This window comes from Massilia aerilata, from assembly GCF_042656905.1.
Taxonomy (GTDB): domain Bacteria; phylum Pseudomonadota; class Gammaproteobacteria; order Burkholderiales; family Burkholderiaceae_D; genus Telluria; species Telluria aerilata.
Genome location: NZ_JBHSMZ010000024.1, coordinates 340,632 through 365,263 on the forward strand (window position 1 = coordinate 340,632; position 24,632 = coordinate 365,263).

Genomic DNA, 24,632 nt, shown 5'->3' on the forward strand with positions numbered 1-24,632 from the left:
TCAGAACGAGAATCCCAGTTCGTTGCGACGCAGGTCGGCGTCGACCATCATCTGGCACAACTGTTCGAGCGTGGTGTGGCATTGCCAGCCGAGTTCGCGCTGGGCCTTGGTCGGGTCGCCGATCAGCAGGTCGACCTCGGCCGGACGGTAGAACTTTGACGACACGCGCACCAGTTCCTTGCCGGTGCGGCCGCAGTGGCCGGTCTCGGCCTCGCCCTTGCCCTTCCACTCGATATCGATGTTGGCGCCCTTGAAGGCCATGGTCACGAAGTCGCGCACGGTTTCGGTGCGGTTGGTGGCCAGGACGAAGGTATCCGGCTGCTCGGCCTGCAGCATGCGCCACATGCCTTCGACGTATTCGCGCGCATAGCCCCAGTCGCGCTTGGCGTCCAGGTTGCCCAGTTCGAGCACCTCGAGCTTGTTCAGCACGATCTTGGCCACCGAATCGGTGATCTTGCGGGTCACGAATTCACGGCCGCGCAGCGGCGACTCGTGGTTGAACAGGATGCCGGAGCTGCCGAAGATGCCGTAGGACTCGCGGTAGTTGACGGTCATCCAGTGCGCGTACAACTTGGCCACGCCGTAAGGGCTGCGCGGATAGAACGGCGTGCTCTCGATTTGCGGCACTTCCTGCACCTTGCCGAACATTTCCGAGGTCGAGGCCTGGTAGAAGCGCGCCTTCGGATGCACGATGCGGATGGCTTCCAGCAGGTTGACGGCGCCCAGGCCGGTGATCGACGCGGTGGTGACCGGCTGCTCGAAGGAGACGCCGACGAAGCTCTGCGCCGCCAGATTGTAGACTTCGTCCGGACGCGAGGCTTCCATCAGGCGGATGCTGGATGACAGGTCGGTCAGGTCGTATTCCACCAGCGACAGATTCGGGTGGTTTTCGATGCCCAGTTCCGCGATGCGCCAGAAGTTGACCGAACTGGACCGGCGGAAGGTACCGGTCACGTGATACCCTTTTTCCAGGAGCAGCTGCGCAAGATAAGCGCCATCCTGGCCCGTGATGCCGGTAATAAGGGCTCGTTTTATTGTTTGCATGTTCTAGGTAGTTCCAGGTGCTGGTCGAGGATGCCGCTGCGGCAGGCAGCAGGCCTTAGGGAGAGTCCGGACCAGATAATTCCGACAAACCCCGCATTGTAACAGAGCCAATGCCTGAAGCTTTGCGCAGGAAAGGTCGTGCAAAAGATACAACAGATGCTTGACTATTATCACCTGAAACAAATGAATAACGTCGCGTGATTACGCATTGTTACGTCTGCCTCAAGGATTAATACAAGTTCTTCAAATGTAGGGAACTTCTACATTTTTGCGACACCCATAGAGCGAGAACCCATGAAAAAAGAGACCGCAAGCGGCCTCTTTTGATCGGTCAATTGTTAAATATTAACGCGCCGACACCGCGTCCACCACGCACAGCGCCGTCATGTTGACGATCCGGCGCACCGTGGCCGACGGCGTCAGGATATGCACCGGACGCGCGCAGCCCAGCAGCACCGGGCCGACGGCGATGCCGTTGCCGGCCGCGGTCTTGAGCAGGTTGTAGGCGATGTTGGCGGCGTCGATGTTCGGCATGACCACCAGGTTGGCGTCGCCCTTCAGCGTCGACTGCGGCATGATCTTCGCGCGCAGCTTCGAATCGAGGGCGGCGTCGCCGTGCATCTCGCCGTCGACTTCCAGGTTCGGCGCCTTCTGCTGCACCAGCGCCAGCGCGGCGCGCATCTTCTGCGCCGATTCGCTGTTCGAGGTGCCGAAGTTCGAGTGCGACAGCAGCGCCGCGCGCGGGGTGATGCCGAAGCGCTCCAGCTCCTCGGCCGCCATGATGGTGATCTCGGCCAGTTCTTCCGCGGTCGGGTTCTCGTTGACGTGGGTGTCGACCATCGCCAGCTGGCGTTCCTCGGTGATCACGAAGTTCATCGCCGCATACACGTTGGCGCCCGGGCGCAGGCCCAGCACCTTGTCGATGAATTCGAGGTGGGCGTGGGTGGTGCCGTAGGTGCCGCAGATCATGCCGTCGGCGTCGCCCTTGTGCACCATCATGGCGCCGATCAGGGTATGGCGGCGGCGCATCGCCAGCTTGGCCATGTCCACGGTCACGCCCTTGCGCATCACCATCTGGTGGTAGGTCTGCCAGTAGTCGCGGTAGCGCTCGTCGAAGTCCGGGTTGATGACGTCGAAGTGCTGGCCGGCCTTCAGGCGCAGGCCAAACTTCTCGATGCGCTTTTCCAGCACCGCCGGGCGGCCGACCAGGATCGGGCGCGCCAGCTTCTCGTCGACCACCACCTGCACCGCGCGCAGCACGCGCTCGTCCTCGCCCTCGGCGTAGACGATGCGCTTGAGCTCGGGCGGCGTGCTCTTGGCGACCTGGAACAGCGGCTTCATGAAGGAACCGCTGCGGTACACGAACTGCTCCAGGCTCTCGGCGTAGGCTGCCAGGTCCGCGATCGGGCGGGTGGCGACGCCGCCGTCCATCGCGGCCTTCGCCACCGCCGGCGCGATATGGGTCAGCAGGCGCGGGTCGAAGGGCATCGGAATCAGGTATTCCGGCCCGAAGGACAGATTGGCGATGCCATAGGCCGAGGCCACGATGTCCGACTGCTCGGCGTGGGCCAGGTCGGCGATCGCGTGCACCACCGCGATTTCCATCTCGCGCGTGATGGTGCTCGCGCCGCAGTCCAGCGCGCCGCGGAACATGTAGGGGAAGCACAGGACGTTGTTGACCTGATTCGGGTAGTCCGAGCGGCCGGTGGCGATGATCACGTCGCTGCGCACGGCCTTGGCGTCTTCCGGCAGGATTTCCGGATTCGGGTTGGCCAGCGCCAGGATCAGCGGGTTCGGCGCCATGGCCGCGACCATCTCCGGCTTCAGCACGCCGCCGGCGGACAGGCCGAGGAAGATGTCGGCGCCCGGGATCACCTCGGACAGCGAGCGGTGCGGCGTGTCCTGGGCAAAGCGTTCCTTGTCCGGGTCCATCAGCTCGGTGCGGCCCTTGTAGACCACGCCGGCCAGGTCGGTGACGTAAATATTCTCGATCGGGAAGCCGAGGTCGACCAGCAGGTCGAGGCAGGCCAGCGCCGCGGCGCCCGCGCCGGACACCACCAGCTTGCACTGCTTCAGATCCTTGCCGACCACCTTCAGGCCGTTCAGGATGGCGGCGCCGACGATGATCGCGGTGCCGTGCTGGTCGTCGTGGAAGACCGGGATCTTCATCCGCTCGCGCAGCTTGCGCTCGATGTAGAAGCACTCCGGCGCCTTGATGTCCTCGAGGTTGACGCCGCCGAAGGTCGGTTCCAGCGCGGCGATCACGTCGATCAGCTTGTCCGGGTCGTTCTCGTTGATCTCGATGTCGAAGACGTCGATGCCGGCGAACTTCTTGAACAGCACGCCCTTGCCTTCCATCACCGGCTTCGAGGCCAGCGGGCCGATATTGCCCAGGCCGAGGACGGCGGTGCCGTTCGAGATGACGGCGACCAGGTTGCCGCGCGCCGTGTATTTATAGGAATTGGCCGGGTCCTTGACGATCTCTTCGCAAGGCGCCGCCACGCCCGGCGAATACGCCAGCGCCAGGTCGCGCTGGTTCAGCAGCTGCTTGGTCGCGGTGACGGAAATCTTGCCGGGGCGGGGAATCTGGTGGTATTCGAGCGCTGCAGCACGCAGTTGTTGGCGTAGTTCTTCTTTTTTGTCGATTGACGAATCCATGCTATGCAGGCCTTCCTGTACTGAACTGACTGGGGGCTTACGATTTTATCAGAGTGAATCCTCTAATCGTGTACGTATTTTTACCAACGGCAGTACTTAACGGTAGGAACACCGGTGAACAATGCTGCTGAAAAAGCCACTTTCAAAATAAATTGATTCTACTCAAGTCCAGATCATCAACCCGCGATTAACTTCGTCGCTGCGCAACTTTCCTTTTGCGCTAGTGCAATTTGCATGATGAAGGAGTTGCTTGTGAAGAGTAGTCAAACAATCGCAGCCGACGCTGCGCTGTCGGCGTTCAGTCTCGATGCGCAGCATGACCGCCTGCTGCGCCTGGAATTCCCCCGCAACGACGGTCCGGAACGCATTCTCCTGCCCAACCGCTTGAAAGCGCACGAGGAAGTCTCGCGCTGCTTCCGCTTCGAGGTCGAACTAATGTCGGACGACGCGCAGATTCCCCTGAAGGCGATGATGGCCCGGATGGTCACGATCTCCCTCGTTCGCGAAGATGGCTCGCTGCGCTACTTCAACGGCTACGTTACCGAATTCCGCTTTCTGCGCGCCGATGGCGGCTTCGCGTTCTACCACATGGTCCTCGAACCCTGGCTGGCCTTCGCCAGGCTGCGCAAGGACAACCGTTCATTCCTCGGCAAGAGCGTCATCGAAATCACCGAACTCACCTTTGCCCAGTACCGCCAAAAAGACTGGCATCCGGTCATCGTCGGCGAGTATCCGCGCCTGACCTGTGCAAACCAGTACGACGAGACCGACTACAACCACCTGCACCGGCGCTGGGAGGAGTTCGGGCTGCACTACTACTTCGAGCACCGGGCCGACGGGCACACGCTCTTTCTCAGAGACAGGAGCACGCTGGCGCAACCCATCGACCCGACCGGGATCGACGACTCCGGCGAAATCCCGTTCCGCGACAAGGCCGGTTCGCTCGAAGACGACGGCATCCGCGAATGGATCCCCATGCGTCGCCTCGGCTCCGGCCAGACGACCCTGGCCAGCTTCGACTACAAGAACCCGGTGGCGCAACGGGCGAGCGCCGAGTCCCTGAACAACCAGGGCGACGTCTATCCATACGAAATCTACGAAGACACGGGCTCGTACGGTTTCCGTACCCATGACGACGGCGAACGCCTTGCGCAGCAGCGCATGGGCGAGGCTGATGCGAACATGCAAACCTTCGAAGCCCGCGGCAACGATCGCACCGCCCAGCCGGGCCGATGCTTCAAGCTCGCCGGCCACTTCAGCGCCGAGCTGATAGTTCCCAAGCGCGGCGAGCCGGCCAAGCCCAGCATTCGCGACCGCGACTACTTGATCCTCTCCGTCGACCACGAAGCCCGCAACAATTACCAGGCCGCCCCGGGTGCGCCATCGCACTACGAGAACACCTTCCGCTGCGTGCGCCGGGACATCCAGTGGCGTCCGGGACGGCACTACAACAGCCAGCCCTGCACCTGTCACGACATCCAGACCGCCATCGTGGTCGGGCCGGCCGGCGCCGAGATCCATACCGATGGCTACGGGCGGGTCAAGATCCAGTTTCACTGGGACCGGCTGGGCAAGCGCGACGAGAACAGCTCGGCCTGGGTCCGCGTGATGTCGCCCGGGGCCGGGGTCGAATTCGGGAACATCCGCCTGCCGCGGGTGGGCGAGGAAGTGGGCGTGGTCTTCGTTAACGGGAACATCGACCATCCGCTGATTCTTGGTGTGCTGTACAACTTCACGCACATGCCGCCGTGGCAGCTGCCGGAACAGCAGGCTTTGAGCGGTCTGCGCAGCCGGGAGCTGCAGGCGGGTGCAGCGAGCGGGCGCGGTAATCACTTGGTGCTGGACGATACCCCGGGGAAGATCCAGGCGCAGCTGAAGAGCGATCATCAGTGCAGTCAGCTGTCGCTTGGGCATATTACCCGCGTCGAGGACACGTCCGGCCGAACGGATCCTCGCGGCGAAGGATGGGAGCTGGCCACCAATGCCTGGGGCGTGGCGCGCGCCGACCAGGGCATGCTCATTACCACGGAAGTGCGGCCGAACGCTGCCGCACATATCAAGGACATGGGCGAGACCATCCAGCGGCTGTCGGCTGCCGCGGACGTGCAGGAGCAGTTGACCGGGATGGCGCAGCACTATGGCGCCCAGGAGAAGCAGGAACCTCAGCAAGGGGATGCTGTCGAGGATCTCAAATCCCAAAACCAAGGCATTCGGGGTGGCGGCAAGGGCGAGTTTCCGGAATTGGCGGAGCCGCACCTGGTCGTCACCAGCCCGGCCGGCATCGAGATGAGCTCGGGACAGTCCACGCACATCGCCAGCGGTCGCCATACCGCCATCACCAGCGGCAAAAGCCTGTCGATCGCCAGCGTCGACGGCCTGTTTGCGAGCGTTGGCAAGACATTCCGGCTATTCGTGCACAAGGCCGGCATGAAGCTGATTGCCGCCGGTGGCAAGGTGTCCGTGCAGGCGCAAGAGGACGACGTCGAGATCATCGCCAACAAGGTTCTTGCGCTCTTGAGCGAGTCGGACTGGGTGACGATCAGAGGCAAGAAAGGAGTAAGGCTGCAGGGCGCTAATCACATGGTTGAGATTAGCGAGCAAACGCAGTTCTTCACTTCGTCGCCTGTGCTCTTTCACGGTAATTTAGAAACCCTGCCGCCCAAGAGCGTTTCGCAAGCTTTTAACGAGAAACCCACCGGCTATCGCTTCGACCAGGAAGTGAACTTCCTGCAAGAGAATGGCAAGCCAGCTCCGAACATTGCCTTTGATTTGGTAAGACATGACGGCACAGGGACCGGAACGACAGCGGCAAACGGAACAACGGGAATGCAAAAAGGAGAAGGGATGGAGAGCTATAAGATCCGATGGAAAGGCGAACTCCCATGAACGAAGACAAGGGTCTGAACGAGCGCGGTAATTATCTAGGAGAATTCAACCAGGGCGTTGGCGGCTGGGCGGAATACACGGTGCACATGACCGAGACCAGCGATACGATCCGGCACGACGTGACGGTCCCGCCTGGCAAAGTCATCCCTGTCATCTTTCTGCCGGGTGTCATGGGCAGTAACCTGCGCATGAGCAAAAAGCGCCAGGATGAATTGGAACGCGCCGACAACCGCGCCTGGCGTCCTGACGATCTCGTGTCCAGTCCTTTGTCGGTTGGGGCCAAGGTGGGACTGGGCGGCTGGTTCCGAAAGGCCTCGCCGGCGCAGCGGCAACTCGTATTCGACCCGAACGAGACCGAGGTCGAGTACTACCACTATACGGAAGACAAAGGGCGCTTCGACCCGGAGGGCAAGGAAACCCTGGCAGCCGACGCTCGCCACCGGAACGTCCCTGACAGTCTGGCCCCGATTCCGCCCCTGATCAGGGCGCAGATTCCGCCACCGGGCCGACCCGACTTCGGCAAGCTGGAAAGCGCGGCCCAAGTGGCGCGCTGGCGCGGATGGAGTGAAGTGCTGTTCGCCGGCGCGTACGGGGAAATGCTGAAAACGGCGGAGCGCTATCTCAACAACATCTCACGCAACGGCCAGCTCGATCCCTATGGATGCTGGAAATCGGGTTCCTATGGCTCGCTGTTCGGACCATCGTCCGGCCTGGAGGTCAACATGGGCGAACTGAAAAAAATCGCTGCCTGCTGGTACCCGGTACACGCGATGGGCTATAACTACCTCAAGAGCAACGGCGATTCGGCCAAGGCCATTGCCGAGCGGATCAAGGGACTGGTGCGCGGCTACCAGCAGCGCGGCTTCAAATGCAGCGAGGTGATCGTCGTCACGCACAGCATGGGCGGCTTGGTAGGCCGAGCGCTACTCCATCCGAAGTACGGAAAACTGTTGAACGATCCAGCGGTGAAAGTGCTGGGGATGTATCACAGCGCCATGCCGACCTTGGGTGCCGCCGCCGCTTACCGGCGCATGCGCTTCGGCTTTCAGGAAAAGGAAGGGATCAAGGCGGAAGTCTTCGCCGAGATCATCGGGATTGACGGCCAGCACGCCACGGCCATCCTTGCGAATGCGCCTGCGCCGCTGGAATTATTGCCGGCTACTGGATATGACAAGGACTGGCTGAAGGTCGTGGATGGATGCGGCAGGACGATCCGTAGCTGGCCTCAGGAGAATGAAAACGCGCTCGACAGCATTTATCTGCAGCCGCAGAACAACTGGTGGCGCCTTATTAATCCGAATTGGGTCAATCCCGGTAACCTGAAAAAGCAGAATGGTGGAGGGTTGGCCAAGGTGCAAGAACGCCTGATCAGCGCAAACGGTTTCGTCAACGGCATCGAAACCACGTTTCACCCGACTCATTGTTATGCCAGCTATTGCGCATCGGATGAGCACAAGAGCTATGGCAATCTGACTTTCAAGGTCATGAACCCTGAAGTCTGGACACCCGCCATATTTCGCTGCCGCCAGCCGATACCTGGAAACTCTTAACGGACGATAAAAAAGGCACGTTGACAGTACAGGCCGGAACGCGGGTGCTGACGCTTAAATTACAGCCGGGAGACGCGGCCGGCGACGAGACAGTGCCGGCCGAACGATCGGCCCGTAAGATCGCCGGCACCTTGTTCCCGCATGGGCAAGCCAAGGGCAGCGGCTATGAACACCAGGACAGCTATGCACATCCGCATGTGCTGGCGTCGATGCTGCATTCCATCGTCAAGATCGCCGGCACGGCGCAATGGGAGTGACCATGCGTGCAAACAAGCGGAGCGTGTTGGCTGGATGCGTTGCCTTATTGATGGCGGCATCGCTGATGACTTGCTCAAAGACCTATGCCTATAAGGAGAAAGCTGTGCCTGAACCTGTCGCCTTAAGCCCTCGGTTGAAAAACCTGTTCAAGGAAACCAAGCTTGTCTGCTTTGGGCGATATGCGCTCACGGTTCCCAAGGAAGCGCAGGTGACGTGGGGCACTGTGTCCTTCCCATCCAAAATTTACCTTTTCAAAGGCGATCAGAACGCAATCAAGATTCTCGTCGATAAAAACATCGCGAAACTAAAATTCGCCGATGACGACGCTGACATCACCTACAACGGCCGCGGGCCGATCGAAGGCAGCTGGCAAATGCGGTATTACGAGAGCAAAGCCGCCAAGAAACTTAACCTTCACTTTTTTAATACCTATGTCAACAAGGGCGACCTGATCTTTCTTCTTGGGGGTGAAATAGAAGACGGGCAGTCCGAGGAGCAAGCTCTAGCTTTGGCAAACAACCGGGCGAAAAGTCTGCGCTTGCGAACCGAAGACGAAGTCCCCTCCGACGAGGGTTACTGCATCGAGCAAGGCTTCATGGCCAGCTCCTCCTATGGCGACCAAGAAATGGTCAACGTCGGCATCCATCTTCCCAGCATCCCTGACGTAAGCTTTTCGATCAGCTCGAACAAGGATGCGTATGCTGACTATTCCAAGGAAGAATTCGCGCGCATGAAAGTGGAAGAACTGTCCCTGCTGGCGCGCATCCATGGGGCGCAGAAAGAACAGGGGCTCTCATACCCGTTGCGTACCCTCCTGCGCGAAGGAAAGCGGAACGTGCAACACTGGCACGGCGAAGAATCCCTGATCAGGCGGACGGACGGCGTGCACGATTTCGAGTGGGGATTCGTCGGCACACCAAAGGATGTCGCCAACCCGTCCGAATTCCTCGTCAACATGTACACCAAAGTCGAGCACAACACGGTTGGGGCCGCAAAAGCTGCATCGCTAAGCGACGACGAGGCCGTTGCGTTGTGGGACAAACTCCTCTCGGGCCTGAAGTTCAGAGTCAAAGTACCTAGCGCACCTGAAGGCTCATACTTCATCCCCCCAGGTAAAGCCGATACTGCAGCTGCAAGCCAGTAACGCTCAAGTCGCGATCTCTACTAATGAATGAACAGGACTGACAATGAAGCACCAAGGACGCGACGTAATTCGGCTCAACGACAAGACCGATCACGGTGGCCAGGTGATCAGTGCATCCTCAGGCACAAAAGTAATGGGCATGGTGGCAGCACTTCAAGACGATATGACGCAGTGCCCGAAGTGCAAAGGTAACTTTGCGATCAAGCCTGATGGCGCGGGTGCGCGACACGAAGGCAAGCCGTATGCCTACGATGGAGATGTGACCGAATGCGGCGCGAAATTGATAGCGTCACTATAAATTGTGCGCTAAAAGCGTCGCCCCTCAATCATCCAAAACGCGTAAAGGGCCGATAACGCACTATTCCATTTTTTGACCGATCGGTTTCTTGAGCACCGGCGCTTGCCCTACTGCCTGATCGAGCAAGTTAGAATTCAAAAATGCTCTCCGAATTCGACCTCATCAAACAATACTTCACCCGCCCCAAGCGCCGCGATGCGTCCGGCCGCACCGTGCTCGGCGTCGGCGACGACTGCGCCCTGCTGGCGCCCACGCCCGGCCTGCAGCTGGCCGTCTCGTCGGACATGCTGGTCGAGGGCCGGCACTTCCTGGCCGGCGCCGACCCCTACGCTCTCGGCCATAAATCTCTGGCCGTCAACCTGTCGGACCTGGCGGCCATGGGCGCCGCGCCGCTCGGCTTCACCCTGGCGCTGGCCCTGCCCGCCGCCGATGCGGCCTGGCTGGACGGCTTTTCGCGCGGCCTGTTCGCGCTGGCCGATGCGCACGGCTGCGAACTGGTGGGCGGCGACACCACCAAGGGCCCGCTGAATATCTGCATCACCATCTTCGGCGAGCTGGCGCCCGGGACTGCGCTGCGGCGCGATGCGGCGCAGCCCGGCGACGATATCTGGATTTCCGGGACGCTGGGCGATGCGCGCCTGGCGCTGGCCGCCTGCCTGAACGAATGCGCGCTCGACCCGGACGATGCAGCGCTGGCGGCGCCGCGCCTGCATGCGCCGGCGCCGCGCGTGGCCCTGGGCCGGCTGCTGGCCGCGGGACGGCTGGCGCACGCGGCGCTGGATATCTCGGATGGCCTGGTGGGTGACCTGGGGCATATCCTGGCGGCGTCGAAGGTGGGCGCGGTGCTGGACGTCGATGCGCTGCCGGCCGGGCCGGCGCTGGCGCGCCAGTCCCTCGAACTGCGGCGGCGCTTCACGGCGGCGGGTGGGGACGATTATGAGTTGTGCTTTACGGCGTCGGCGGCTAACCGGGAGGCGATTCTGGCGGCTGGGGAGCAGTCGGGGACGGCCGTGACGCGGGTGGGGCGGATCGAGGCAGAGTTGGGATTGCGGCTGGTCGATGCAACCGGGGCAGCGCTGGCACTGCACCTGCAAGGCTGGGACCATTTCGCCTGATCGTCATGCCGGGCATTGCCCGACCTGACTTCCCGCGCAGGCGGGAATCCAAGTTTCCGGCAGCACCGAAGAACTTGGGTCCCCGCCTGCGCGGGGACGACGGCGTTCTTTCACGCCGCCCTCTCATCCCGCGGCTTCTTCCGGTCATCGAAGGGCCCATGCGTCAGCCAGTACTGCCGGAACGCCAGCCGCACATTGTCGCGCAGCTCGTTGTCGTTCCAGGGCTTGGTATAGAAGCGGTAGATGGCGCCGCGGTTGATCGAATCGAGCACTGATTCCACGCCCGTATAGCCGGACAGGATGATGCGGATGGTGTCCGGGTACATCTCCTTCACCTTGCTCAGGAACTCGATGCCGCTCATGACCGGCATGCGCTGGTCGCACAGGATCACCTGCACGTGGTACAGCGCCAGCAGCTCGAAGCCCTCGGCCGGCGTGGCCGCCGTCAGCACCCGGTAGTTATCGCGCCGGAACAGGCGGTGCAGGGCCGCCAGCACGTCGACGTCGTCGTCCACCACCAGCATGGTTTGCACGTTGCGGTCGTCGGCCGCCGGGCGGGCCGGCTGCGAGCGGTTGTCCAGCACGAAGGCGCCCAGCTCCGCGGGCGGCAGCGCGCGCGAGACGTGGAAGCCCTGGATCTCGTCGCAGAAGTGGCGGCGCAGCAGGGCCATCTGGGCGCGCGACTCGACGCCCTCGGCAATCACCTGCATGTGCAGGCTGTGCGCCATGCTGATGATGGCCAGCGCGATCGCGGCATCGTCCGGGTTGGTGGTGATGTCGCGCACGAAGGCGATGTCGATCTTCAGCTTGTCGATCGGGAAGCGCTTGAGGTAGGCCAGGCTCGAATAGCCGGTGCCGAAGTCGTCGATCGCGATGCGGATGCCGAGCGCCTTCAGGCTTTCCAGCACCTCGACCGTGTGCTCGAAGTTCGACATCAGCGCGCTCTCGGTCAGCTCCAGTTCCAGCAGGCCCGGCTCGACATGGTGCTTGTCCAGCGCGCTGCGGATGTCGCCTTCGAGGTCGCCCTCGACGAACTGGCGGCTGGAGACGTTCACCGCGATCCGCACGTCGCGCACGCCCTGCTTGTTCCAGGCGGCGATCTGGCGGCAGGCCTCGTCGATGATCCAGGAACCGGCCCGCACCACCATGCCGTTTTCCTCCATGACCGGCACGAACTCGGCCGGGTAGACCAGGCCGAAGCCGGGACGGCGCCAGCGCAGCAGGGCCTCGACCCCGCTGACGCGCCCCGTGTTCAGGTCCAGCTTGGGCTGGTAGTGCAGCTCGAACTGGTTGCCGTCGATGGCGCCGCGCAGCGCCAGCTCGAGGTCCAGGCGCGCCAGCACCTGCACGTTCATGCCCTGGGTGAAGAAGCGGTAGCCGTCACGCCCGGCCTCGCGGGCGCGCACCATCGCCACGTCGGCGTACTTGACCAGGGTGCCCGGATCGACGGCGTCGTCCGGGTACATGGCGATGCCGATGCTGGCCGTCAGCGCGGCCTGTTGTCCATTCAAGTCGAACGGCGCGCGCAGCGCCTCGCGCACCTCGTTGGCGACACTCGCCGCCTCCTCTTCCTTGTCCTCGGGCTTGGTGGTGAGGATCAGCGCGAACTCGTCGCCGCCCAGGCGTCCGAGGCTGTCGCGGTGGTGCAGCGAGCGCACCAGGCGCGTGCTGAACTGGCGCAGCAGCTCGTCGCCCAGCGCCGGGCCGAGCGAATCGTTGATGACCTTGAAGCGGTCGAGGGTGATGAACAGCACCGCGATGCGCCAGTTCTTGTCCTGGACCAGCTCGATGGTGTCGCGCAGGGTCTGGAAGAACAGGGTGCGGTTCGGCAGGCCGGTCAGGCTGTCGTAATTCGAGATGTGCTTCAGGCGCTGGGCCGCGTGAATGCGCTCGCTGATGTCGCGCGCCACCGCGATCAGCATGCGCATCTGGTCCAGCTGCTGCAGCTGCCAGCTGATCTCGACCGGCACCGAACCCTGCCCGTCGGCGCGCAGCAGCTCGGTCTCGACGATGTCGTGCTCGCGCGGCTGGGACGCATCGTCGGCGTAGCGCTCCAACTGGCCCCGCTCGGCCAGGCCCAGCGCCACCGGGTCGATGCGCAGCAGCGCCTCGCGCGAAAAACCCAGCATGCGGCAGGCGCCGTCGCTGACGTCGAGCATCGCCATGTTGCGCGCGTCGACCAGGAAGATGGCGTCGGCGGTGGCGTCCATCGCGCCGCGGAAGCGCTGCAGCTCGGCGGTGCGCTCCCTCACCTTGCGTTCCATGCGCGCGCCGTAGTCGCGCGACTCCTGGTGGAACAGGCGGACTTCCAGCAGGTTGCGGATGCGGGTCAGCACCTCGACGGTATCGAATGGCTTGCCGATGAAGTCGCGCGCCCCCGCCTCGAGGGCGGCCAGTTTCTTGTCCGGTTCGGCCGTCACGACCAGCACCGGCAGCCAGGACTCGAGCTCCATCGGCTTCAGGGCCTCCATCACCTGGAAGCCGTCCATGTGCGGCATCTGCAGGTCGAGGATGATCAGGTCGTAGCGGTGCTGCAGGTGCATGGACGGCACCTGGCGCGGGTCGGTGGTACTCGAGACGTTTTCGTAGCCGGTGGTCTTGAGCAGGAATTCGAGCAGCTGCACGTTCACCGGTTCGTCGTCGACGACCAGGATGCGCGCACGCCGGATATCCGAGGGCGAAATCATATGACTGACCTCATGGGGCTGTCCTTTCTTCCGCGGCGCGCTGGGCCAGCACGCCGTCGATGGCCTCATTGAATTGTTCGATGTCGATGGGTTTGGTGAGATAGCGGTTGAAGCCTGCCGACAGCCCGCGCTCGATATCGCCCGGCATGGCGTTGGCGGTCAGGGCGAGCACCGGGATGTGCGCCGTGTTCGGGTCGCGCCGCAGCTGGGCCAGCACCTCGAAACCGCTCATGCCGGGCAGGTTCAGGTCCAGCAGGATGATGGCCGGACGCTCCATGTGCGCCAGCGCCAGCCCGGCATGGCCGTCCGGCGCGCTCAGGAGGCGCAGGTCGGCGCGGAAGGACAGGATCTCCTGTACCAGCCGCAGGTTGGCCGGGTTGTCCTCGATGTACAGGATGGTGCGCGGGGCGTCGCCGCTGGGGGCGTTGGCCAGCGGGCCGCCATCGCTTGCCGCCGGCGCCGCCAGCTGCACCAGCGGCGCGGCGGCCGACAGCTCGATCCAGAAGGTGCTGCCCACGCCCGGGGTGCTGGTCACGCCGATCTCGCCCTTCATCATCTCGACCAGGCGCCGGGTGAAGACCAGGCCGATGCCGGTGCCCTCCTGGGCGCCGTTTTCCTGGCCGAGCCGGTTGAAAGGCTGGAACAGCGCGGCCACCTGGTCCGGGCGCAGGCCCATGCCGGAGTCAACCACCGCCAGGCGCAGCCGGTCCAGCCCGCAGGCGGTGCACTCGACCGCGACTTCCCCGCCCTCGCGGTTGTACTTGACCGCGTTCGACAAGAGATTCAGCAGCACCTGTTTCAGACGCGTGCGGTCGGCCTGGACCAGGGCCGCGGCGTTGTCGGGGAAGCGCACGCGGATGCCGCGCGCGGCCGCCTGCGGCGCGATCATGGTCTGGCATTCCGCCAGCACCTCGGCCAGGCCGACCGGCTCCATCGACAGGGTCAGCGCCCCCGCCTCGACCTTGGCCAGGTCGAGGATCTCGTTGATGAGCGTGAGCAGGTGGCGCCCCGACTTCAGGATGTGGCCGGAGAACTCCTTCTTCTGTTCCGGCGTGGTGGGCAGGTTGTCGGCGGCCAGGATCTGGGCGAAGCCGAGGATGGCGTTCAGCGGCGTGCGCAGCTCGTGGCTCATCGAGGACAGGAAGGCCGACTTGGCCTGGTTGGCGTTGCGCGCCTCCTCGATCGCCAGCTCCAGTTCGGAGTTCGCCAGCTCGAGCTGCATGGTGCGCTCGTGCACGCGCTCCTCGAGCTCGGAATTCAGGCGCATCACTTCCTGCTGCGCGAGGGCGCGCTCGAGGGCTTCGCGCGCGATTTCGCGGTTCGAGCCTTCCAGCGCCAGGGTGCGCTGCTCGATCTCGGTCAGCATCGCATTGAAGGAATCGACCAGGGCCGCCGCTTCGTCTTCGCTGATGCGCGGCGCGCGGCGCGAATAGTCGCGCTTCGCCACCACCTCGCGCGCGATGGTGGTGATGGCGTCGATCGGCGTCGTGATCGTGTGGCCCAGGCGGCGCACCAGCAGCCAGGCGACCAGCAATGCCAGCAGGGTGGTGCCGATGCAGATCAGGAGGTAGTCGCGCACCCGGCCCATGAGCTGGTTGGTGGAGCGCAGGTAGACGGTGCCCAGCTTGTCTTCGTTCTCGACGATGGCTTTATAGAGCACCAGTTCGTCGCCGTCCTTGAGATGCCCGACTTTGCCGGGATGCGCCGGGAAAGCGCTGTCCTCGCCCGGCGCCAGGTAGGACGCGAACAGGGCGCCGTTGGCGTCGTAGATGGCGGCCGCGCGCACGCTCGGGCGCGAGCGCAGCATCGCCAGGTTTTCGCGCGCCAGGCGCGGGTCATCGAACGACAGCGCGGCCGAGGTCATGTGGCCGACCAGCTCGGCCTGGGTCGAGAGGTCGTTCAGCAATGCACGCTGGTAGCCGCGCAGGTCGTAGGCAACCACGGTGCCGACCGACACCGCCAGTGCCGCCAGCGTGGTCGACATCACGATCGTGACCAGCTTGGTGCGGATCGAGCGCTGGCCGATCATGCCGCCTCGGCCATGCGCGAACATTCGAACGGCATGGTATTCCTACATCGGTAAAAAGAAGACTTCCGGGGAGCGGCCCGGCAGGCGTGCAGAATAGCAGCAGGTTTTCGGATGATGTCGCACGGCACGACATCGGTATTTACATCATGTTCATGGCGTGTTTTTTGGTTAAGGTTTTTAGCGCGCACCGGACCGAGGCGCGCTAGAATGGTCCGGCGCAGCATCAACATAAGGGAGTGGAGCGATGGAGAACGATATTCTTGAACTTGCGGCCAAGGTCGGCAAGCTGCTCGAAGCGAAAAACCTGCTGCTGGCCACCGCCGAGTCCTGCACCGGCGGCGGCGTGTCCCAGGCCATCACCGAGATCCCCGGCTCGACCGGCTGGTTCGAGTGCGGCTTCGTCACCTATTCGAACGCTTCCAAGACCGAGATGCTGGACGTGCCGGCCGCGCTGATCGCGCAATGCGGCTCCGTCAGCGTGGAAGTGGCCGGCGCCATGGCCGAGGGCGCGGTCGCCAACAGCAATGCCGACGTCGCCGTGTCCACCACCGGCATCGCCGGCCCGACCGGCGCGGTGCCGGGCAAGCCGGTCGGCACCGTCTGCTTCGCCTGGTCCAGGGGCAGCACCACCTATACCGAGCGCCTGGTGTTCCAGGGCGACCGCCGCGCCGTGCGCGAGCAGACGGTGGCGCATGCGCTGACCGGGCTGCTGCGCTTCCTCGAGTAAGGAGGATGCCGGCGCTTGCGACACGCCTGGCCGTGGCGGCCGGCGGCCTGCTGCTGGCCGCATCCGCCTTCGCCGGCGCCGGTCATGGCATTACCGTCTACGCGGCCGGCGACATCGCCCGCTGCGCCTACAGCGACCCGGCGTATTCCGGCGCGGCCGAGACCGCGCGCACCGTCGCCGCCGGCCTCGCCCTTGACCCGGACGCGGTGGTCCTGATGCTGGGCGACGCCACCTACCCGCACGGCAGGGCGAAGGAATTCACCGACTGCTACGGCCCGACCTGGGGCAGGTTCAAGGACCGCACCTGGCCGGCGCCCGGCAACCACGAGTACTACACCCCGAAAGCCGCGCCCTACTTCGCCTGGTTTGGCGAACGCGCCGGGCGCGGCTACTACAGCCTCGACCTGGGTGGCTGGCACCTTGTCTCCCTCGACAGCAACCTGGCCCCGATCGAGCACGCCGCCCAGATTGAATGGCTGCGCGCCGACCTGGCGGCGCACCCGGCGCGCTGCACGCTGGCCTTCTGGCATCACCCGCTGTACAGCTCCGGCGGGCATGGCAGCGTCCCCAAGATGCGTGACGCCTGGCGCCTGCTGCAGGACGCCGGCGCCGAGCTGGTACTGTCCGGCCACGACCACGATTACGAGCGCTTCGCGCCGCAGGACGCCGACAATCGTCTCGATCAAGCGCGCGGCATGCGCCAGTTCGTGGTCGGCACCGGCGGCGCCTATCCGACGCCCTTCCTGCTCACGGTGCGCAACAGCGAGATGCGCGACAGCGGCCGCACCGGCGTGCTGAAACTGCGCCTGCTGGACGGCCGCTACGAATGGGAATTCCTGGAGTCCGCCCGCCTCACGCCGCTCGGCCTGCCCGAGCCCGACCGCGGCGCCGATACCTGTCACTGAATGCTTCATACGGAGTCCACATGAATGTCCGTCCGCCCTTGTCGACTTCCCTGATGCTGGCGCTGGCGCTCGCCGCCGGTTCCGCGCCCGCCCAGAACCCGGCGCCGGCGCCCGCCCTGCCCCAGGTCGCGTTCGAAAAGACCACGCTGCCCAACGGCCTGGAACTGATCCTGATCGAGGACCACCGCCTGCCCGTCGTCGCGGTGAACATCTGGTACCACGTCGGCCCGGCCAACGAGGCGCCCGGGCTCACCGGCTTCGCCCACCTGTTCGAGCACATGATGTTCGCCGCGACCCGGCACGTACCGCGCGGCCTGGCCGACCGCCTGCTGGAAGGCGCGGGCGCCACCGACAGCAACGGCAGCACCGACTACGACCGCACCAATTACTACGACACCGTGCCCACCAACCAGCTGGAGCTGGCGCTGTGGGTGCATGCCGACCGCATGGGCTACCTGCTCGACGTGCTGGACCAGACCGCGCTGGCGAACCAGCAGGACGTGGTGCGCAACGAGCGCCGCCAGAGCGTCGAGAACCGCCCCTACGGCATCGTCGAAGAGGCCATGAACCACGCGCTGTTCCCGAAGACCCATCCGTATTACGCCTCGGTGATCGGCTCGCATGCGGATATCCAGAATGCGAAACTGGCCGACGTGCGCGACTTCTTCACCCGCTACTACGGCCCGAACAACGCCAGCATCGTGATCGCCGGCGACATCGACAAGGCGAAAACACGCGCCCTGGTGGCGAAATACTTCGGTAGCTTCAAACGCAGCGCGCCGGTCGCGAAGCCCAACGTGGCGACGCCGCCGATCGTGCGCGAGCGCCGCCTGACGGTGGCCGACCGCATCGAACTGCCGCGCGTCTACATGGCCTGGCTGACGCCGCCCGCCTACCAGCCGGGCGACGCCGAGCTGGCGGTGACGGCCCAGATCCTCGCCGGCGGCAAGGCCGGACGCCTGTATAAATCGCTGGTCTACGAGCGCCAGATCGCCCAGGACACGGCGGCGGCGCAGAACTCGAACGCCCTGACGTCCACCTTCATGATCGACGTCACCGCGCGCCCCGGCGTCGATGCCGCCACGCTGGAAAGTGCCGTCGACGCCGAGCTGAAGGCGCTGCGCGACAGCGGCCCGCTTGAAGCGGAAGTCGAACGCGCCCGCAACACCATCGAGACCGCGATGCTGACCTCGATCGAGAAGCTGGGCGGCGCCGGCCTGGCCAACCAGGTCAACCAGTACAACCAGTACACCGGCGACCCCGGCTTCCTCCCGAAGGACATCGCGCGCCTGCGCCGCGTGAGCGCCGCCGACGTGCAGCGCGTGGCGCGCAGCTGGCTGCAGCCGAATGCGCGCGTGGTGGTGGCGGCCGTGCCGGGCAAGCCGGAGCTGGGCCCGGATCCGAAGGCGCAGCCGGTGAAAGCCGTCAGGACGGCTGCCGCCGCCGGCATCAACCGCGATGAAGCCTGGCGCCGCCAGCCGCCGAAAGCCGGACCGGCGCCGAAGTTCACGCTGCCGCAAGGCGAGAGCTTCACGCTGCCGAACGGCCTGCGCGTGATCCACCACTACAACCCGGCGCTGCCGCTGGTGGCGGCCGAATTAGTTGTAAAGAGCGGCTCCGACGCCAACCCCGACGATGCGCCCGGCCTGTCCGGCTTCACCGCCCAGATGCTGCAGGAAGGGACGGCCACCCGCAGCGCGCCGCAAATCGCCGACGAGATCGCGCAGCTGGGCGCCTTCCTCGGCAGCGGCAGCAGCACGGACGCGTCCACGGTGTCGCTGCTGTCGCTGAAGTCGACCTTCGCGCAAGCGCTGGAGGTGCTGGCCGACGTGGTCCAGCACCCGGCCTTCCCCACCGCCGAAGTCGAACGCCAGCGTGCCGCGCGTATCGGTGCGCTGGCCCAGCAGCGCGACAACCCGGAGCAGGTGGCGGCCGTCGCCAGCGCCGGCGCCTTGTATGGACCGAAGCACCCCTACGGCTACGGCCAGCTCGGCACCGAGCAGGCGATCCGCGCCGTCATCCGCGACGACCTGTACCAGTTCTGGCGCCGCCACTACGTGCCGGCCAACGCGGCGCTGATCGTCTCCGGCGACATCACGCTGGATGATTTACGCGCGCTCGCCACGGCCCGCTTCGGCGGCTGGCCGCGGGTGCTGCCGTCGCCGGTGCTGGTGGGCGACGCCGAAGGCACGAAAGCGCGCCTGGTCATGGTCGACAAACCGGGCGCCCCGCAGACCGCGCTGCGCGTGACCCAGCTGGCGGCGAACCGCAAGACCCCGGATTACCCGGCGCTGCAGGTGATGAACGCGGCGCTCGGCGGCCTGTTCTCCAGCCGCATCAATCTCAACCTGCGCGAGGACAAGGGCTACAGCTACGGCGTGTTCTCGGGCTTCCGCTACGACCGCACGCCGGGGCCCTTCGTCATCGCCGGCAGCGTGCGCACCGATGTGACCGGCGCCTCGGTTGCCGAAATTTTTAAAGAGATACGCGGGGTGCGTTCGACGCCGCTGCCGGCCGCCGAACTGGCCGGTGCGCGGGATTCGCAGGTATATTCGCTGCCGGGGCAATTCGAGACCAATTCCACCATCGTTGCGAGTCTGGCCGAACCGTATCTGTTCGACCTGCCTGCGGACTATTGGCAGACCCTGCCCGAGCAGTTCCGGCGCGTGAGTGCGGCGCAGGTGCAGGCGGTGGCGAACAAGTATCTGGCGCCGGAACGGATGAAGGTGATTGCGGTGGGAGATAAGGGACAGGTGCTGCCGCAGTTGAAGAATCTGGGGCTGGGGACGGCGGAGTTGCGGGATACCGATGGGCAGCTGCCTTAAGCTGCGGGCATGATGACGCGCGCAATGCTCGAGGATTTTTTTGCGGAGTCCCGGCGTACCTACGCGTCCGGGCGCGCCAACTGGAACATCGACGACGAGTGCCGATGGTCCTACTTCTTCGTCGACCGCGATCGTGAGAAGCTGCTGCCGATTGCGGCGCATCTGGCGCCGTCGGCTTATGAATTTGTCGGCACGCTCGGTCCGGATGAAGCCAGCGACAACCCGGTTTTTTATTTGCGCCTGGATCGTGTCGAAACCCATACGCCGGCCTCCCTGGACGAGTGCAATCAGCTGCTCTACGCCATTGCGGCGCGGTTTGGCGTCGCGAGCTATGACGGTTTCGACGTCGGCGCGGTTGACGGACCTTGATGCTGAACGATGGGATAAACATGTCGAAAACGCTTGCCCGCGCCACCTTCAAAGTCATTTTGCCCGGTCTGGCCGCAGGCGGGCTATGCGGCGCGGCCGCCGGCGCCGGCCTGGTCGATCGCGGCTGGGCCGTGGCGGCTGCCATCGGCGTCGCACTCTTTGTCGGGCTGTCCGTGCTGCGCATCCGGCGTCGATTCAAGGCAGGCATGGCTGCCGCGCCGGCGCCTGGCGACACCTGAGCATCCAGGCAGGCACGACACAAGAACTTGCGCCGCCCGGCGCTTTGCGCTTAACATGTGAACAGTTCTTCACATGTTAGGCATGAGCACCCCACACGACTTCGACTACCTGGTCGACGAACTCGCCGACCTCTTCCACCTGCTGGGCGACCCGACCCGGCTGCGCATCGTGCTGGCCTGCCTGGCGCAGCCGATCGCGGTGGGCGACATCGCCGCCAGCCTGGAGCTGTCCAGCTCCCTGGTCAGCCACCACCTGCGCCTGCTGCGCGCGGCGCGCATCGTCAAGGCCGAGCGCCAGGGCAAGCAGGTGTTCTACACCGCCGCCGACGCCCACATCAGCGGGCTGCTCGCCAACATGTTCGAACACATCTCGGAACCCACGACAGGATTGGACGCATGAGCCTTCACCACAATCACGACCATGGCCACGGCGGCCACGGTCACCACCACCCGGCCCCGGCCGACGCCGGCCGCGCCTTCATGCTGGCCATCGGCCTGAACATCGCCTTCGTCGCCATCGAGTTCTTCTACGGCTTCATCGCCAATTCCACCGCGCTGATGGCCGACGCCGGCCACAACCTGTCCGACGTGCTCGGCCTGGCGCTGGCCTGGGGTGCGGCGCTGCTGGCCAAGCGCGCGCCGACCCGCAGCTTTACTTACGGCCTGCGCGGCACCTCGATCCTGGCGGCGCTGGGCAATGCCCTGCTGCTGATGGTGGCCTGCGGCGCCATCGCCTGGGAAGCGGTGCTGCGCTTCGCCCATCCGCAGCCGGTCGCCGGCATCACGGTGTCGATCGTGGCCGGTATCGGTGTGCTGATCAACGGCTTCTCGGCCTGGCTGTTCATGGCCGGCAGCAAGGACGACATCAACGTGCGCGGCGCCTACCTGCACATGGCGGCCGACGCCGCATTGTCATTGGGCGTGGTGGTGGCGGGCCTGGTCGTGATGTATACCGGCTGGACCTGGCTCGACCCGGCGGTCAGCCTGGTGATCGTGGTGATCATCGTGGCCGGCACCTGGTCCTTGATGAAGGAATCGCTGCAGATGGTGCTGGCGGGCGTGCCGGCCAGCGTCGATGCGACCCAGGTCACGGCCTTCCTGGCCGCGCAGACCGGCGTCACCGAGGTGCACGACGTCCACATCTGGGCGATGAGCACCACCGAGACCGCGCTCACCGCGCACCTGGTGATGCCGGGCGGGTATCCGGGCGATGCCGTCCTCGACGACATCGTCGGGCACCTGCGCGAGGATTTTGCGATCCACCATTGCACGCTGCAGGTGGAGCAAGGGACGACGAAGCACAGCAGCTGTGCGCTGCACGGCGTGCATGAGCACAGCCACGACGACCATCACGGCCACGATCATGGCCATGGCCACACCGAGCCGAAACACGCGCACTGAACGTCGACGCGTGGGCACGGGGTGCCCACCCTACGGCCAATGTAGGGTGGGCTCCCCGAGCCCACGTTCACGTCACCCCGCCAAGTTGGCGTAAAGAGCAGTACTCAGGTAACGCTCCCCAAACGAAGGAATGATCGTCACGATCATCTTCCCCGCATTCTCCGGCCGCCTGGCCACCTGCAGCGCGGCCCACAGCGCCGCCCCCGACGAGATCCCGACCAGCAGCCCCTCCTCGCGCGCGGCCGCGCGTGCGACCTCGAAGGCATCCTCGTTCTTCACGGTGATGACCTCGTCGTAGCTATGCGTATTCAGCACTGCCGGGATGAAACCGGCGCCGATGCCCTGGATCGGGTGCGGGCCCTTGGTGCCCTTCGACAGCATCGGCGAGGCTTCCGGCTCGACGGCGATCGCCTGGAAGCCGGGCTTGCGTGCCTTGATGACTTCGGCCACGCCGGTGATGGTGCCGCCGGTGCCGACGCCGGCCACCAGGATGTCGACCTTGCCGTCGGTGTCGCGCCAGATTTCCTCGGCCGTGGTGCGGCGGTGGACTTCCGGGTTGGCGGGATTGTTGAACTGCTGCGGCATGAAGCAGCTCGGGTCCGAGGCGACGATTTCCTCGGCGCGGCGGATCGCGCCCAGCATGCCTTCCGGGCCGGGCGTCAGAACCAGCTCGGCGCCGTAGGCGCGCAGCAGCATGCGGCGCTCGTTGCTCATGGTCTCGGGCATGACGAGGCGGCAGCGGTAGCCGCGCGCCGCGCAGACCATCGCCAGCGCGATGCCGGTGTTGCCGCTGGTGGGTTCGACGATGATGGTGTCGGGGCCGATCTTGCCGGCCTGCTCGGCGGCCTCGATCATGGCCCAGCCGATCCGGTCCTTGACGCTGTGGGCCGGGTTGTAGAACTCGAGCTTGGCGAGGATGTCCGCGCCGGCGCCCTGTGACAGGCGCCGGATGCGCACCAGTGGAGTATTACCGATCAGTTCAGTAACGTCGTTCGCGATGCGCATCTGGAAAACCTCCTGCGTCAGGTTGTCATTTGACTTACTTTACGTCCAGCAGTTCCACGTCGAAGATGAGATCGGAATCCGGCGGGATGCCGCCCGGCGAGCCGCGCTTGCCGTAGGCCAGTTCGCTGGGGATGATCAGGGTGCGCTTGCCGCCCACCTTCATGCCGACCACGCCCTGCTCCCAGCCCTTGATCACCATGCCGGCGCCGAGGCGGAAATCGAGCGGGCTGCGGCCGGCGTCCAGCGAGGAATCGAACTTGCGGCCGCGTTGCTTTTTGGCCATGGGTTTGTAGAACCAGCCGGTGTAGTTGACGAAGACGGTGCTGCCGACCGTGGCTTCCTTGCCCTTGCCGACGACGCCGTCGATGACCTGGATCTTCGGTACGGTGGACTGGACCGCCGGCTGGGCCGGCTGCTCGGTGGTCTGCTGGACGCTGTCCGGGGTAGCGGCCGCGGTCTGGGCCTGGGTCTGGGTGGAGTCCTGCGCGCCGGCGGTGGTGGCCGCCAGCAGCAGGCTCAGGAAAGCGATGCGACGAATCATTGGGCCTCTTTCATGGATCAGTAATAACTGAACCTATGATAACAAGGCCACCTCTGCTTGCACAGCATCGTTGGCGGCGGGCGCCGCGATATGCACGGGCGCCACGGCCGGCGCCGCGACGGCATTCGCCGCCTCCGCCATCTTGCGCAGCATATGCCCCGCGGCGACCATGCCGAAGGTGGCGGTCACCACCATGCTCGAGCCGAAGCCCGCGCAATTCAGGCCGGTGATGCTGTTGGCATCGATCTCGCAGGCGTCGCCCGCTTCCGGATAGCGCAGCGGCTCCATCGAGAACACGGCGTCGACGTGGTACTTGTTCTTTTCGCCCTTGGCAAAACCGTACTGGGCGCGCAGGATCTTGCGCACCTTCTTCAGCAACGGCTCCTGCTCGGTGCGGGCGAGGTCGCGCACCTCGATTTTCGTCGGATCCAGCTGGCCGCCGGCGCCGCCGATCACGATCAGCGGAATCGCATGGTCGCGGCAATGGGCGATCAGGGCCGCCTTGGCCTTGACGCTGTCGATGGCGTCGAACACGTAATCGTATTTGCCGGGCGCGACCATCTGCGGGATGTTGTCCGGGTCGATGAAGTCCTCGACCAGTTCCACTTCGCAGTAGGGGTTGATCAGCGCGATGCGCTGCCTCAAAGCCTCGATCTTGGGCATGCCGATGGTCGTCGACAGCGCCTGGATCTGGCGGTTGATGTTCGATTCGGCCACGTTGTCGAGGTCGATCAGCGTGAGTTTGCCGATCGCGCTGCGGGCCAGGGCCTCGACGATCCAGGAGCCGACGCCGCCCACGCCGATGACGCAAACGTGCGCCTTGCGGAAGCGTTCCAGTGCACGCTCGCCGTAGAGGCGGGCGATGCCGCCGAAGCGGCGCTCGAAGTCGACTTCGTCGTCGAAGTCCGCGCCGGCCGGCGCAAGCAAGGAAGAAGGAAGTGTCGTCATGAT

At 64.7% G+C, this 24,632-nt stretch carries 20 protein-coding genes; 13 read left to right on the forward strand and 7 right to left on the reverse strand.

What is annotated here, in order from left to right:
- Both gmd and ACFPO9_RS25080 read right to left on the reverse strand, forming a co-directional pair.
- Nucleotides 1-1,044, reverse strand: coding sequence for a GDP-mannose 4,6-dehydratase (gene gmd / locus ACFPO9_RS25075; protein WP_379776472.1), 1,044 nt, complete (start codon nucleotides 1,042-1,044; stop codon nucleotides 1-3).
- 345 nt (nucleotides 1,045-1,389) lie between these two features.
- A complete protein-coding gene (locus tag ACFPO9_RS25080; protein ID WP_379776475.1) occupies nucleotides 1,390-3,702 on the reverse strand; it encodes an NADP-dependent malic enzyme in 2,313 nt (770 codons plus the stop codon).
- A 234-nt stretch (nucleotides 3,703-3,936) separates the two neighbouring features.
- Here ACFPO9_RS25080 and ACFPO9_RS25085 point away from each other — a divergent pair, with 234 nt between their 5' ends.
- The 6 genes from ACFPO9_RS25085 (at nucleotide 3,937) to thiL (ending at nucleotide 10,953) form a co-directional block, all read left to right on the forward strand.
- Nucleotides 3,937-6,588, forward strand: a complete 2,652-nt coding sequence (locus ACFPO9_RS25085; protein WP_379776478.1) for a type VI secretion system Vgr family protein — start codon at nucleotides 3,937-3,939, stop codon at nucleotides 6,586-6,588.
- Nucleotides 6,585-8,138 (forward strand): esterase/lipase family protein, encoded by a 1,554-nt coding sequence (locus tag ACFPO9_RS25090; RefSeq protein ID WP_379776481.1) that lies wholly within the window; start codon nucleotides 6,585-6,587, stop codon nucleotides 8,136-8,138. The genes ACFPO9_RS25085 and ACFPO9_RS25090 overlap by 4 nt, the downstream gene beginning before the upstream one ends.
- A 44-nt stretch (nucleotides 8,139-8,182) precedes the next feature.
- A complete protein-coding gene (locus ACFPO9_RS25095) occupies nucleotides 8,183-8,395 on the forward strand; it encodes a hypothetical protein (protein ID WP_379776484.1) in 213 nt (70 codons plus the stop codon).
- A gap of 2 nt (nucleotides 8,396-8,397) precedes the next feature.
- Nucleotides 8,398-9,540, forward strand: a complete 1,143-nt coding sequence (locus ACFPO9_RS25100; protein ID WP_379776487.1) for a T6SS immunity protein Tli4 family protein — start codon at nucleotides 8,398-8,400, stop codon at nucleotides 9,538-9,540.
- Between the two features lie 43 nt (nucleotides 9,541-9,583).
- Entirely contained in the window at nucleotides 9,584-9,838 is a 255-nt protein-coding gene (locus ACFPO9_RS25105; protein ID WP_379776490.1) for a PAAR domain-containing protein, read from the forward strand.
- A gap of 140 nt (nucleotides 9,839-9,978) precedes the next feature.
- Complete coding sequence (thiL, locus tag ACFPO9_RS25110) at nucleotides 9,979-10,953, forward strand: thiamine-phosphate kinase (RefSeq protein WP_379776493.1); 975 nt, start codon at nucleotides 9,979-9,981, stop codon at nucleotides 10,951-10,953.
- 110 nt (nucleotides 10,954-11,063) lie between these two features.
- On the opposite strand, the gene ACFPO9_RS25115 is transcribed toward thiL, so the two are convergent.
- Both ACFPO9_RS25115 and ACFPO9_RS25120 read right to left on the reverse strand, forming a co-directional pair.
- On the reverse strand, nucleotides 11,064-13,640 hold the full coding sequence (locus ACFPO9_RS25115) for an EAL domain-containing protein (protein WP_379776495.1): 2,577 nt from the start codon (nucleotides 13,638-13,640) through the stop codon (nucleotides 11,064-11,066).
- 10 nt (nucleotides 13,641-13,650) lie between these two features.
- On the reverse strand, nucleotides 13,651-15,669 hold the full coding sequence (locus ACFPO9_RS25120) for a sensor histidine kinase, YfiR-like protein-associated (protein ID WP_379776498.1): 2,019 nt from the start codon (nucleotides 15,667-15,669) through the stop codon (nucleotides 13,651-13,653).
- A gap of 244 nt (nucleotides 15,670-15,913) precedes the next feature.
- Here ACFPO9_RS25120 and ACFPO9_RS25125 point away from each other — a divergent pair, with 244 nt between their 5' ends.
- From ACFPO9_RS25125 to ACFPO9_RS25155, 7 genes are all read left to right on the forward strand, one after another.
- Entirely contained in the window at nucleotides 15,914-16,396 is a 483-nt protein-coding gene (locus ACFPO9_RS25125; RefSeq protein ID WP_379776502.1) for a CinA family protein, read from the forward strand.
- 5 nt (nucleotides 16,397-16,401) lie between these two features.
- On the forward strand, nucleotides 16,402-17,301 hold the full coding sequence (locus tag ACFPO9_RS25130) for a metallophosphoesterase family protein (protein WP_379776505.1): 900 nt from the start codon (nucleotides 16,402-16,404) through the stop codon (nucleotides 17,299-17,301).
- A gap of 20 nt (nucleotides 17,302-17,321) precedes the next feature.
- The gene (locus tag ACFPO9_RS25135) at nucleotides 17,322-20,126 is read left to right on the forward strand and encodes a M16 family metallopeptidase (protein ID WP_379776508.1); all 2,805 of its coding nucleotides are present in this window, start codon (nucleotides 17,322-17,324) and stop codon (nucleotides 20,124-20,126) included.
- 9 nt (nucleotides 20,127-20,135) lie between these two features.
- On the forward strand, nucleotides 20,136-20,495 hold the full coding sequence (locus tag ACFPO9_RS25140) for a ribonuclease E inhibitor RraB (protein WP_379776511.1): 360 nt from the start codon (nucleotides 20,136-20,138) through the stop codon (nucleotides 20,493-20,495).
- A complete protein-coding gene (locus ACFPO9_RS25145) occupies nucleotides 20,492-20,734 on the forward strand; it encodes a hypothetical protein (protein WP_379776514.1) in 243 nt (80 codons plus the stop codon). The genes ACFPO9_RS25140 and ACFPO9_RS25145 overlap by 4 nt, the downstream gene beginning before the upstream one ends.
- Before the next feature lie 82 nt (nucleotides 20,735-20,816).
- Nucleotides 20,817-21,134, forward strand: a complete 318-nt coding sequence (locus tag ACFPO9_RS25150) for an ArsR/SmtB family transcription factor (RefSeq protein ID WP_379776517.1) — start codon at nucleotides 20,817-20,819, stop codon at nucleotides 21,132-21,134.
- A complete protein-coding gene (locus ACFPO9_RS25155; RefSeq protein ID WP_379776520.1) occupies nucleotides 21,131-22,135 on the forward strand; it encodes a cation diffusion facilitator family transporter in 1,005 nt (334 codons plus the stop codon). The genes ACFPO9_RS25150 and ACFPO9_RS25155 overlap by 4 nt, the downstream gene beginning before the upstream one ends.
- A gap of 72 nt (nucleotides 22,136-22,207) precedes the next feature.
- On the opposite strand, the gene cysK is transcribed toward ACFPO9_RS25155, so the two are convergent.
- Genes cysK through tcdA form a run of 3 tightly spaced genes read right to left on the reverse strand, consistent with a single transcriptional unit; the run spans nucleotide 22,208 to nucleotide 24,629 of the window.
- Entirely contained in the window at nucleotides 22,208-23,140 is a 933-nt protein-coding gene (cysK, locus tag ACFPO9_RS25160; protein ID WP_379776522.1) for a cysteine synthase A, read from the reverse strand.
- Between the two features lie 34 nt (nucleotides 23,141-23,174).
- Nucleotides 23,175-23,681: an FKBP-type peptidyl-prolyl cis-trans isomerase gene (locus ACFPO9_RS25165; RefSeq protein ID WP_379776525.1), complete on the reverse strand. Its 507-nt coding sequence runs from the start codon at nucleotides 23,679-23,681 to the stop codon at nucleotides 23,175-23,177.
- 33 nt (nucleotides 23,682-23,714) lie between these two features.
- On the reverse strand, nucleotides 23,715-24,629 hold the full coding sequence (gene tcdA / locus ACFPO9_RS25170; protein ID WP_379776528.1) for a tRNA cyclic N6-threonylcarbamoyladenosine(37) synthase TcdA: 915 nt from the start codon (nucleotides 24,627-24,629) through the stop codon (nucleotides 23,715-23,717).
- Nucleotides 24,630-24,632: the final 3 nt, after the last annotated feature.

Bases quoted from the DNA above. Each gene is read 5' to 3' on its own strand.
- gmd (WP_379776472.1), bottom strand. From the start codon at position 1,044: ATGCAAACAATAAAACGAGCCCTTATTACCGGCATCACGGGCCAGGAT.
- ACFPO9_RS25080 (WP_379776475.1), bottom strand. From the start codon at position 3,702: ATGGATTCGTCAATCGACAAAAAAGAAGAACTACGCCAACAACTGCGT.
- ACFPO9_RS25085 (WP_379776478.1), top strand. From the start codon at position 3,937: ATGATGAAGGAGTTGCTTGTGAAGAGTAGTCAAACAATCGCAGCCGAC.
- ACFPO9_RS25090 (WP_379776481.1), top strand. From the start codon at position 6,585: ATGAACGAAGACAAGGGTCTGAACGAGCGCGGTAATTATCTAGGAGAA.
- ACFPO9_RS25100 (WP_379776487.1), top strand. From the start codon at position 8,398: ATGCGTGCAAACAAGCGGAGCGTGTTGGCTGGATGCGTTGCCTTATTG.
- ACFPO9_RS25105 (WP_379776490.1), top strand. From the start codon at position 9,584: ATGAAGCACCAAGGACGCGACGTAATTCGGCTCAACGACAAGACCGAT.
- thiL (WP_379776493.1), top strand. From the start codon at position 9,979: ATGCTCTCCGAATTCGACCTCATCAAACAATACTTCACCCGCCCCAAG.
- ACFPO9_RS25115 (WP_379776495.1), bottom strand. From the start codon at position 13,640: ATGATTTCGCCCTCGGATATCCGGCGTGCGCGCATCCTGGTCGTCGAC.
- ACFPO9_RS25120 (WP_379776498.1), bottom strand. From the start codon at position 15,669: ATGATCGGCCAGCGCTCGATCCGCACCAAGCTGGTCACGATCGTGATG.
- ACFPO9_RS25125 (WP_379776502.1), top strand. From the start codon at position 15,914: ATGGAGAACGATATTCTTGAACTTGCGGCCAAGGTCGGCAAGCTGCTC.
- ACFPO9_RS25130 (WP_379776505.1), top strand. From the start codon at position 16,402: ATGCCGGCGCTTGCGACACGCCTGGCCGTGGCGGCCGGCGGCCTGCTG.
- ACFPO9_RS25135 (WP_379776508.1), top strand. From the start codon at position 17,322: ATGAATGTCCGTCCGCCCTTGTCGACTTCCCTGATGCTGGCGCTGGCG.
- ACFPO9_RS25140 (WP_379776511.1), top strand. From the start codon at position 20,136: ATGATGACGCGCGCAATGCTCGAGGATTTTTTTGCGGAGTCCCGGCGT.
- ACFPO9_RS25150 (WP_379776517.1), top strand. From the start codon at position 20,817: ATGAGCACCCCACACGACTTCGACTACCTGGTCGACGAACTCGCCGAC.
- ACFPO9_RS25155 (WP_379776520.1), top strand. From the start codon at position 21,131: ATGAGCCTTCACCACAATCACGACCATGGCCACGGCGGCCACGGTCAC.
- cysK (WP_379776522.1), bottom strand. From the start codon at position 23,140: ATGCGCATCGCGAACGACGTTACTGAACTGATCGGTAATACTCCACTG.
- ACFPO9_RS25165 (WP_379776525.1), bottom strand. From the start codon at position 23,681: ATGATTCGTCGCATCGCTTTCCTGAGCCTGCTGCTGGCGGCCACCACC.
- tcdA (WP_379776528.1), bottom strand. From the start codon at position 24,629: ATGACGACACTTCCTTCTTCCTTGCTTGCGCCGGCCGGCGCGGACTTC.